The organism is Streptomyces sp. NPDC005070, from assembly GCF_053600395.1.
On sequence record NZ_JBSFZS010000397.1, the window covers coordinates 1 to 2111 of the forward strand.

General features: G+C 72.9%; 3 protein-coding genes. 2 read left to right on the forward strand and 1 reads right to left on the reverse strand.

Annotated features, from left to right (window positions below; all coding sequences use genetic code 11):
* Positions 1 to 560: LacI family DNA-binding transcriptional regulator (locus tag ACWEBX_RS39490; RefSeq protein WP_451889529.1), on the reverse strand; the 560-nt coding region annotated here is incomplete at its 3' end.
* Positions 561 to 723: 163 nt separating this feature from the next.
* Here ACWEBX_RS39490 and ACWEBX_RS39495 point away from each other — a divergent pair.
* Together ACWEBX_RS39495 and ACWEBX_RS39500 are read left to right on the forward strand one after the other, a co-directional pair.
* Positions 724 to 1614 carry an amidohydrolase gene (locus ACWEBX_RS39495; protein WP_451889530.1) on the forward strand — a complete coding sequence of 297 codons (891 nt, stop codon included), beginning with the start codon at positions 724 to 726 and terminating at the stop codon, positions 1612 to 1614.
* 37 nt (positions 1615 to 1651) lie between these two features.
* Positions 1652 to 2111: cysteine dioxygenase (locus ACWEBX_RS39500; protein ID WP_451889531.1), on the forward strand; the 460-nt coding region annotated here is incomplete at its 3' end.

The following is a 2111-nucleotide window of genomic DNA, read 5'->3' on the forward strand; positions in this document are numbered from 1 at the left end:
CGTTCTGCTGGGGTCCGCGGCCGGCTTCTTCGGGGCACCGGGCCGGCCGGTGCCCGCCGTGGCGGAGGTGTCGGGATGCCCTGTCCGGCCGTGCGCGCCCGGCTCAGCGAGTCGCCGACGGCGACGACCGGCAGCGCGTCGGCGATCGCCGACCACTGCTTCGCCGCGGGGTTCACCGGGGACACCACGAGGGCGTCGACACGCTGGTCGCGCAGTTGCTTGGCGAGGACGAGCTCACGGTCGGGGTCGCCGCCCGCGTCCAGGATCAGGGCGTAGCGGTCGCCCGCCAGGAGCTCCCGGCCGATCGCCGCCATGAGCTGCTGCTGCCACAGATCCTGGAGGTCGCCGGCGAGCACGCCGACCATGCTGGTGCGGCCGCTCGCGAGGGCCCGGGCGATGGGGTCGGCCTCGTAGCCGAGTTCGGCCGCGGCCTTGCGCACCCGTTCCTCGGTCTCCTTGAAGACCTGCTTGCCGCGCAGGGCGTAGGAGACGGCGGCGGTGGAGAGGCCGGTGGCCTCGGCCACCTCCCTGAGGGTGGTGCGCTTCTGGGGCCTGACCATGCCGGGAAGCCTACCGGGCCGCGCCCGCGGCAGGGGCGAGTGATTGACACGGCAGGTCCTTAACCGCTTAAGTTAACCGCATCACTGAAGCGCTTAACCAGACACTTCCCTGCGGCAACGACACGGATTCATCGAGGACTTCGGACTCATCAAGGACTTCAGGATGCCCGTCGACGTCCACCAGCACATCTGGCCACCGGATCTCGTCGAGCTGCTGCGTGCGCGCACCACGCCGCCGCACCTCGACGGCTGGACGCTGCGCCTGGAGGGTGAGCCGCCCTACGCGGTGGATCCGGCCGACCACGACATCGGCGCCCGGACGCGGCTGGCCGTCGCCGACGGTCTCGGCCTCGCCCTGGTCTCGCTCTCCAGCCCGCTGGGCGTCGAGCACCTGCCCGCGGCGGAAGCCCTGCCCCTGCTGAGCGCCTTCCACGACGGGGCGCTCGCCCTTCCCGCGCCCTTCGGCGTGTGGGCCTCCGCCTGTCTGAGCGAACCGGACCCCGAGGCGGTGGAACGTGAACTGCGCCGGGGCTGCGTGGGTCTCCAGCTCCCGGCCACCGCGCTCCTGGACGCGGCGGGCTGGCACGGTCAGGCTCCGTTCCTGGACGTCCTCACCCGCCTCGGCAAGCCCTTGTTCGTCCACCCCGGTACGGCACCGCCCGCTCCCGCGGCCCCACCCTGGTGGGCGACCCTGGTCCCCTATCAACAGCAGCTCCACGCCGCGTGGTTCGCGTTCCGGGCTTTCGGCCGCGCCCGCCATCCGGGGCTGCGTGTCTGCTTCGCCGCGCTCGCCGGCCTGGCCCCCTTGCACGGCGAACGGCTCGCGGCGCGGGGCGGCGGCCGCGGCGAGGTCGACTTCGACGTCTTCTACGACACGTCCTCGTACGGCACGCGAGCGGTGGACGCGCTCGTCCGGGCCGTCGGCATCGACGGCGTCGTCAGCGGAAGCGACCGGCCCTACGCACCGCCCGTCGTCCCCGACCTGGGCGCGGACGCCGCCCTCCACGCCCTGCGCACCGTCAACCCCGCCCGTCTGCTGCACGGCCGCGCCTGAGCCGCCCCGCGGACCACCTCTGGAAGGGAACCCCGCCGTGACGTACTCGTCCCTGCCGGACCGCACGCTCGACAAGCACGAACTCCGGCAACTCGTCGACGACCTCGCCGCCCGCCCCGGGCTGTGGCGGGACCTGATCGCCTTCTCCCACGAGGAGCGGCACTACGTCTCGCTGCACCGCGACGCGTACGTCGACCTCTGGCTGCTGTGCTGGACCCGGCGGAACGACACCGGCTGGCACGACCACGACATCTCCTCGGGTGCCGTGCGGGTGGTCCAGGGGGCGCTGACCGAGTCCAACCCCCGTATCGGCGGCCGTCATCTGTCCGTCGATGTCGGCGCGGGCCACTCGTTCTGCTTCGGCCCCGACCACATCCACCGCCTCACCGGCGCCACCGACGACGCGGTCTCCCTGCACGCCTACTCGCCGCCGCTGTGGCGCCTCGGGCAGTACGACATCACCGAGGACGGCCTGATGCGCCGTGTCTCCGTCTCGT